1 protein-coding gene is annotated in these 339 nt (G+C 63.1%); it reads right to left on the bottom strand.

Features of this window, described 5'->3' with window-relative positions; all coding sequences use genetic code 11:
- Positions 1-94 precede the first annotated feature (94 nt).
- Positions 95-339, bottom strand: a 245-nt coding sequence (locus KJQ96_RS38920; protein WP_213291212.1) for a PAS domain S-box protein, incomplete at its 5' end; no start/stop codon positions are given.

The raw sequence follows: 339 nt of genomic DNA, 5'->3' as shown, positions 1-339 counted from the left end.
ACGGGAAGTCTCGACGGCTGAAGCGAAGGAGTGAGGAGGCCGAACGTGTCGGCGACCATTCCAGACGCAACGCGTAGCATGGCTACCGTTCCTCTCAGGTCGTGCGGGCTGCGGAACGCTCTCGCTCGACGCGGTCCGTGACGTCGCGTGCCATGGCGACCGAACCCAACACTTCGCTTTCGTCGCCTTTGACGACAGCGAAGGTCATCTCGACGTAGAGTTTGCGTCCGCTTTTGTGCAGCGCCCGGGTCAGCGTCGGACGGCCTTGACGCTTCATTACGCCCTTTGTCATCGCCGCGTTGAAGCCGCTCCAGTGCGCAGCGCGCAGATGCTCCGGAA

The organism is Bradyrhizobium sp. sGM-13 (genome assembly GCF_018398875.1).
Classification (GTDB): Bacteria; Pseudomonadota; Alphaproteobacteria; order Rhizobiales; family Xanthobacteraceae; genus Bradyrhizobium.
This window is presented reverse-complemented; position numbering and strand designations above follow the sequence as displayed.